7 protein-coding genes are annotated in these 7,438 nt (G+C 41.4%); 6 read left to right on the top strand and 1 reads right to left on the bottom strand.

Annotated elements, in window-relative coordinates; genetic code table 11:
* Positions 1-788: 788 nt before the first annotated feature.
* Complete coding sequence (elbB, locus tag QZT69_RS11445) at positions 789-1,475, bottom strand: isoprenoid biosynthesis glyoxalase ElbB (protein WP_294674203.1); 687 nt, start codon at positions 1,473-1,475, stop codon at positions 789-791.
* A gap of 131 nt (positions 1,476-1,606) precedes the next feature.
* Between elbB and QZT69_RS11440 the strand changes: the two genes are divergently transcribed.
* The 6 genes from QZT69_RS11440 to QZT69_RS11415 all read left to right on the top strand — a co-directional run bounded on the left by QZT69_RS11440 (position 1,607) and on the right by QZT69_RS11415 (position 7,422).
* Positions 1,607-1,999, top strand: a complete 393-nt coding sequence (locus QZT69_RS11440) for a thiol-disulfide oxidoreductase DCC family protein (RefSeq protein WP_294674202.1) — start codon at positions 1,607-1,609, stop codon at positions 1,997-1,999.
* A gap of 142 nt (positions 2,000-2,141) precedes the next feature.
* Positions 2,142-3,143, top strand: a complete 1,002-nt coding sequence (locus tag QZT69_RS11435) for a CBS domain-containing protein (protein WP_294674200.1) — start codon at positions 2,142-2,144, stop codon at positions 3,141-3,143.
* Entirely contained in the window at positions 3,140-4,138 is a 999-nt protein-coding gene (aroF, locus tag QZT69_RS11430; RefSeq protein ID WP_294674198.1) for a 3-deoxy-7-phosphoheptulonate synthase, read from the top strand. Before QZT69_RS11435 ends, aroF begins: the two co-directional genes overlap by 4 nt.
* A gap of 62 nt (positions 4,139-4,200) precedes the next feature.
* Complete coding sequence (locus QZT69_RS11425) at positions 4,201-4,824, top strand: HAD family hydrolase (RefSeq protein ID WP_294674196.1); 624 nt, start codon at positions 4,201-4,203, stop codon at positions 4,822-4,824.
* A gap of 6 nt (positions 4,825-4,830) precedes the next feature.
* Positions 4,831-6,054 (top strand): NAD(P)-dependent oxidoreductase, encoded by a 1,224-nt coding sequence (locus tag QZT69_RS11420; protein ID WP_294674194.1) that lies wholly within the window; start codon positions 4,831-4,833, stop codon positions 6,052-6,054.
* A gap of 15 nt (positions 6,055-6,069) precedes the next feature.
* Positions 6,070-7,422, top strand: coding sequence for an MFS transporter (locus QZT69_RS11415; protein ID WP_294674192.1), 1,353 nt, complete (start codon positions 6,070-6,072; stop codon positions 7,420-7,422).
* The last annotated feature ends 16 nt before the right edge of the window (positions 7,423-7,438 follow it).

The raw sequence follows: 7,438 nt of genomic DNA, 5'->3' as shown, positions 1-7,438 counted from the left end.
TTTTTTTCAAGCAGAAGACGGCATACGAGATGCTCAGGAGTCTCGTGGGCTCGGAGATGTGTATAAGAGACAGTACAGGATCACCCCGACATTGAACCAATAAACCTGGCTCGTCTGCCAAAGAAAAATCATACTTGTTAACCCCAGAGCGGGAAAGATGAACGCCAGAATGGTTGAAATGACGGATATCGATTGGTGAGAATCCTGCCAGTGCTCAATGTAATTGCGGATTTCCTGTGTGTCTTTGCCTAATTTGGCATAAACCTGGAAAGCCTGCCGCCATTCAAGGTCTTCTGCAACTTCCGAAATGGCTTCCTGAGAACCCTTCAATGATTCTTTGCTTTTGATTTGAAGTAGTGAACCCGCCAGCTTTTCACTTCCGATAACGGTTGAAGTCCGGTTTAAGTGCTCAAATAAAGAATGTGGGCCAAAGAGATCAATGTCGAAAGAATACGGGTGTTTGGTGTCCAGGAATTCTTTTCCGTCTTCATAATAAGGCAAAGCTTCTGTCAAAAAACGATGTTCCGATTCATTGAGCCATAAATAGGTGGAAGCCACCTGAAGTTTGCGTTTTACCCGGAAATGGTAATTCACCAGGAAAACAAAAAATCCTAAAAAGACAATACCGCCGATTAAAAAGGGAATACCGCTTTCCGAACGGGAATAATAAAACAAAATTCCCGAAATAATTAATACCAGCAACCTCGACCAGCCAATTAACTGAAGCCGTTTATTGATTTGGCCAACAGATTCTTTGTAACGCTTTGATCGCTCCGAATAATCAGGAATCATACGGCAGCCATTTTTTTCAATTCACTGACTGCCATGTGAATGTTTTTCCAAACCTCGCTGATATTCGCATCCATCATGTAACAAGGTGCAGTAATAATTTTGTTGGTTGGGTCCACATGGATTTCTTTCACAGTTTTGTATGCAGTTGTTGCACCGGTTTTTTCTAACCCCTGAGAAAATGCTTCGATATCGTAAGGAGAAGATTCTGAAGTTGTTCCTAAAGTTAATGAAGGGTGGATGTCAGATCCTTCCAGTGCTTTTGCCAAAACTACCGGACTTACACACAAAGCGGCGATCGGCTTTCCGATATTTACCAGGTTTACAAGCAGTAACTTTACTTCCGGTAAAATACTTCCTTCCGGACCCTCAAATGCCCATTTGGTAAAGTTTTTTGCACTTCCGAATCCTCCCGGGATAATCAATCCGTCTAAATCAGCCGGCTGCACATCCTGAATGGGGATAATATTCCCGCGAGCAATCCGCGCAGCTTCCACAAGCATGTTACGGGATTCATTCATGGGTTCACCTGTTAAGTGGTTGATTACGTGGAACTGGTCCGCATTTACACCGATACAAGTATAAGTGTCTCCTGATTCAGATACAGCTAACATGCTTAATACGGCTTCCTGGATCTCTGCTCCGTCATATACTCCGGACCCGGATAGTAAAATTCCAAAATTCATCTTTCGTTTTTCTTTAGTATTCATTGCGAGTAAAAAGTGCCTTTAAATCTTTGCACTCCTTCACTCTTCGCGGTTAATCTTTTTGCTTCTCCAAAAATACGATTCTCCCGCTATTTCGTATCTTTGTTTTCATGAACAAACCAATAATATTTTACGATGGTGATTGCGGTTTCTGCAATAAAACCGTTCAGTTTGTTCTAAATCACGAGAAAAACTCGGAGATCCATTTTTGTGCACTGCAAAGTGAGCATGCGAAAATGTTCTTCAAAGGCTTGGGAATCCATGAAATCGATTTGTCCACTTTTTACTTTTGGGACGGAAAGAAATTGAATAATAAATCTACAGCCGCTTTAAAGGTATTGAACCATTTTCATTTTCCTTATACACTTGGGAAGATCGGCTGGATTTGCCCGCGTTTTATTCGCGATGGGATCTACAGCATGATTGCAAAAAGAAGGATGCGTTTGGCTCCGGGTTTTTGTGCTATTCCAACACCTTCACAGGCTATCAGGTTTTTGTCTTAAAAATCGGGTTGATTTTCACTTTCTATCAAGAAGTCGTAAATAAAACGATATGTTAAAATATTGAACCGATTTTGTTTGAATTCTGTTAATATCATTCTGAAAATAGAAGTTGTAAAGGGAATTCTTTCCTTATTTTTGCCTTATGAGAATATCTGCTTCGATTTATTCGGATAAGAAACGAGAACTTTCGGAAACAATCAGGGATTTGTCCGCACACCATGTGGATTTACTGCATGTTGACTGTAACGATGATCCCTCCGTTTTTGAAGATATCAGCCGGATCAGAACCTGGTGTAATATCCCTATCGATTTACACATCATTACGAAAGAACCGTCAAAGTACTTTGATTTGCTGCGCACTGTTCCCGTTGAATACGTGACATTCCAGTTGGAAGACCTGCAGGAAGAACTGATCATTCCATCCGATATCAAAGGAAAGAAAGGCCTGGCAATCATTACACCGACTTCCATCGAGACATTTGACAAATACAGCACTTTTGACTTTATTCTGATCATGGCAACCATCCCGGGACAAAGCGGAGGTGTTTTTGATGCTGTGAATTTTAAGAAGATCCGGGATTTCCAAAAGAAATATCCGTCAAAATCAGTTCATGTGGACGGTGGGGTAAACGGTGAAGTTTCGTTCATTCTTCGGAATATGGGAGTTCATACTTCCGTTTCGGGATCTTACCTGTTTAATGCCCCAAGTGTCGGTCATGCATTGATGGACCTGACAAAACGCACAATAGATTCCCAGTTTTTGATAAAAGATTTCATGATTCCTTTGACCGAATCGCCTTCAGTTGGTGAGAATGCCCGGGTTTCTGAAGTATTGAATTCCATTGAGGAAGGAAAATTAGGATTTACACTGGTGGTTGATGAAACAAAGAACCTGAGGGGATTGATTTCCAATGCCGACATTCGGAAGAGTCTGATCCGAACCGGCGGTAACCTGAACAATGAATCCATTGCCGAGATCATGAATTCCAAACCATTGGTGATTCCTGAAACAGCTACAGTCAATGACTTACTACAACAAATTAAAAAATATACATTCCCGATTCTTTATTTGCCCGTTGTGGATCAAAATAATAAAGCAAAAGGAATCTTAACATTCGTAAACCTGATTAAAGGGGAAATATGATCATTCATTTAAAAAATACAGTAAGTTCAGCTGATGCCGCAAAATTGGCTGCGGAAAACAAAGCATTTCACCTGGTTTCCCAGGGGATAAATGTATTGGTAACAGGTTCAGGTGTAAAAGAAGTTCCGGCTGCTTTGGAAGCGGTTACGGAAGCACACTGGGTGTTCCCGAACGATATGCAGTTAGCTTCACGCAACTATCGTTCTGAAACGCGTGAAGTGAAAATCGGAAATGTAACGATAGGAGGGAAAACAGGAAACACGATCATGATTTCCGGTCCTTGTTCCGTTGAATCCGAAGAACAGATCCGCGAATCTTCCGAATTATTGAAATCTTTGGGATTAACAGCGCTTCGCGGCGGATGTTATAAGCCAAGAACGAGTCCGTACAGTTTCCAGGGATTGGGACTGGAAGGATTGAAACTGCTTTCAAAAATGCGTGAAGAATACGGTTTTGCAGTGGTTACCGAAGCACGTGATGCAACACATATCGATGAGATCATTGAGCATGCAGATGTGATCCAGGTTGGAGCAAAAGCCATGTACGACCAGGGAATCCTTCGTGCGTGTGCAAAAACGCAAAAAACAGTTTTAATCAAACGTGGTTTTGGAACAACACTCCAGGAATTTGTTCAGGCGGCTGAGTTTGTGCTTTCCGGAGGAAATGAGAATGTGGTTCTTTGTGAGCGCGGGATCCGCACTTTTGAAACAGGTACTCGTTTTACATTGGACTTATGCGGAGTTGAATGGCTGAAACATTACACAAATCTTCCGGTTATCCTTGACCCGAGCCATGCAATGGGTTATGCTTACGGGGTAGCAGGATTGTCGCGGGCTTGTATCGCTTTGGGTGTTGACGGATTATTAGTGGAAGTTCATCCGAATCCGAAAGTGGCCAAATCAGATGCTTCTCAGCAGCTGAATCACGAAGAGTTCAAGCAATTGTTAAAAACACTCGATCCAATTGCGGCAAGCGTTGGGTATAAAATGGTATAACCTTGTTTTTAGAGCAAAATATAAAAGGTCTTTGCGCGAAGTTCGGTGTTGATTTCTATCAAATGCTGAAAGACTTTGATGTGGACGGAGTGACTGAATTGTCTATACTGGATTTGGAAGCTATTGCGGAAGAATATGAAGTGGATTTCTATTCCCTTTTGTTCAAACCATTGTTCGTCTTTGATCATTTGAAGTCCAAAATTGAAAAAATCAAACTATTGATTTTGGATGTGGATGGTGTAATGACAGATGCCGGAATGTACTATACGGAATCCGGAGACCAGTTCAAGAAGTATAATTCAAAAGACGGAATGGGTATTATGAAAGCCCAGGAACAAGGATTGATCTGTGGAATTATCTCTTCCGGTTTTATTGATAAGATGGTTCGGAACAGGGCAGAAACACTCAAGATCAAGTATGTGTATGTTGGACGTGATCAGAAAATCGGTGTTCTTAAGCAATGGTGTGAAGAGTTGTCCATTACTCTGAATGAAGTGGCAATCATCGGTGACGACATCAATGATCTGTCGATCATGCGTGAAGTGGGCTTGCGAGCTTGTCCGAAAGATGCGGTTCAGGAAGTCAAGAAAGAAGTAGATATTGTATTAACAAAAAATGGGGGAGCGGGAGTCGTGAGAGAATTTATCGATAATTTTCTCCTTCCGGAACCAATAAAAGAATTTTAAAATAACATGAATCAAGTGAAATTAGGCATTATCCGTGAAGGGAAAGTGCCGCCTGATAAGCGGGTTCCACTTACACCGAAGCAATGCAAATTGGTTGAGATGAAGTTTCCACAAGTCAAGGTGCTTGTTCAGGAGAGTGATATTCGTGCATTCAGTGATGAAGAATATATTGCAGAAGGAGTTGAAGTGGTCAAAGACTTGTCCGATTGCGATATCATTATGGGAGTAAAGGAAGTTAATATTGAAGACCTGATTCCCGGAAAGAAATTCCTGTTCTTTTCACACACCATTAAGAAACAGCCCTACAATAGAAAGCTTCTTCGGGCGATACTGGACAAGAAGATACAATTGATTGATTACGAAGTCCTGAAATCCAAAGACAATAAACGCATCATCGGTTTTGGGCGCTATGCCGGAATTGTAGGTGCTTACAATGGAATCCGCGCTTACGGAGAAAAGACAAATACATTCCATTTAAAGCCGGCGAATGAATGTTCAGGCAGAAAAGAAATGGAAGCCGAACTGCACAAAGCTGTTTTTCCTGAAAATATGAAACTGGTACTTACCGGTTTTGGAAGAGTAGGTTACGGAGCGCGTGAGATTATGGATTTGTTGCCGTTTACGGAAGTAAGCCCGGAAGAGTTCCTGAGCGAGAAATTTGACACTCCGGTTTTCACTCACCTGGAAATTGAAGATTATTACAAGCGCAAGGACGGAAAACCGTTTAGCAAGCAGGAATTTTATGCAACACCTGAGATTTACGAATCCAGCTTCGGAAGATATTCCCAGGTAGCCGATGTGTATGTTGCATGTCATTTCTGGAGCAACAAATCACCGTTTATTTTAACTGGAGATGATTTGAGATCGGAAAAAAACAAGATACAGGTCATTGCGGATGTTTCCTGTGATATCCAGGGACCTATTGCATCTACGATCCGTTCTTCCAAAATTGCAGATCCCTTTTATGGTTTCGACCCGGAAACAGGGCAGGAATGTGACTGGAAACAAGCCGGATCAATTCTGGTAATGGCCGTTGATAATTTGCCGTGTGAATTACCAAAAGATGCTTCGGAGGATTTCGGCAGTGAACTCATCAAATCTGTGTTCCCACATTTATTCGGGGAGGATCCGGATAATATCATCGGAAGAGCTTCCGAAACAGATTTGACCGGAAACTTAACTTCTTACTTTGCGTACCTGAACGATTACGTCAACCAGGTTACGGCTTAAGAATAAGATACTACTATGGCAATACAGAAAGGCGATAAAAAAATAATCAGGGGGTGGGTGATGTATGACTGGGCAAACTCAGTATACAACCTGGTAATCTCATCGGCAATTTTCCCGATTTTTTATGATAATGTTACAACAAAACATTTCAAAGAAACGCATGGTTACTCATTAGATGAAAGTTTGCCGGAAGGAGTAAATGTTACGGTAGACTTTTTTGGATGGGAGTTATCCAATTCTGCACTAATGAGTTTCGTTCTTTCAGCATCGTTCTTGTGTGTATCGTTCTTTTCTCCTTTCTTATCAGGTATTGCGGATTATTTAGGTAACAAGAAACGATTCTTACAGTTTTTCTGTTATCTGGGGGCAGCTTCTTGTATGACGCTTTATTTCTTTGATCCGGATAAAATAGAACTTGGATTAACCAGCTTATTCTTTGCCAGTATCGGTTTCTGGAACAGTTTGGTGTTTTACAATGCTTATCTTCCTGAGATTGCAGAACCCAAAGATCACGATAAAATTTCGGCGCGAGGCTTCTCCATGGGATATTTGGGATCCATGTTGTTATTGATTGTTTGTTTGGTGTTGATTCAAACAGAAACACTTGAAGCAAAGTGGTGTTTTGTCCTCGTTGGAATTTGGTGGGTGTCCTTCTCACAATTCACATACCGTGTGCTTCCTAATACCTCCAAGAAGCAGACAAAAGAAAAAGGATATATCTGGAAAGGGTTTCGTGAATTGAGACATGTTTTTGTGGAGTTCCGACAAACAGTCCGTCTAAAGAAATACCTGGCAGCTTTTTTCTTCTTTAATACCGGTGTACAAACCGTCATGCTGATGGCTACTTTCTTCGCTAAGAAAGAAATTGATTGGCCCATGAAAGATGGAAAGCCAGACGATAGCGGGCTGATCATTGCCATTTTGCTAATACAGTTATTGGGAGCAGGAGGAGCATTTTTAATGTCGCGTGTTTCGAGAAGTATAGGTAATATACGTACATTGGGTATTTCAATTGTGATTTGGATCGGTATATGTGGAGCTGCATTCCTTATTAAAACTCCTGTACAGTTCTATGCCTTAGCGGCAACAGTCGGTTTGGTAATGGGTGGGGTCCAGGCAATGGCACGTTCTACATACTCTAAATTCCTGCCGGAAACTGAGGATCATGCCAGTTATTTCTCTTTCTATGATGCAACAGAAAAGATTGGTATCGTAACTGGAACTCTGTTCTTTGGAGTTATGGAAATCATCTTCAATGATATGCGTTTTTCGGTTGTTTCAGTTGCTTTCTTCTTTATCGTAGGACTATTGATGTTGTTCCGTGTTCCCAAACACGAGCGCAGCGACCTTGAAGGAGTTTACGAGTAATTATCAATGATGAATG

It is taken from the genome of uncultured Fluviicola sp. (assembly GCF_902168135.1).
In the GTDB taxonomy this organism is placed as follows: domain Bacteria; phylum Bacteroidota; class Bacteroidia; order Flavobacteriales_D; family Crocinitomicaceae; genus Fluviicola.
This window is presented reverse-complemented; position numbering and strand designations above follow the sequence as displayed.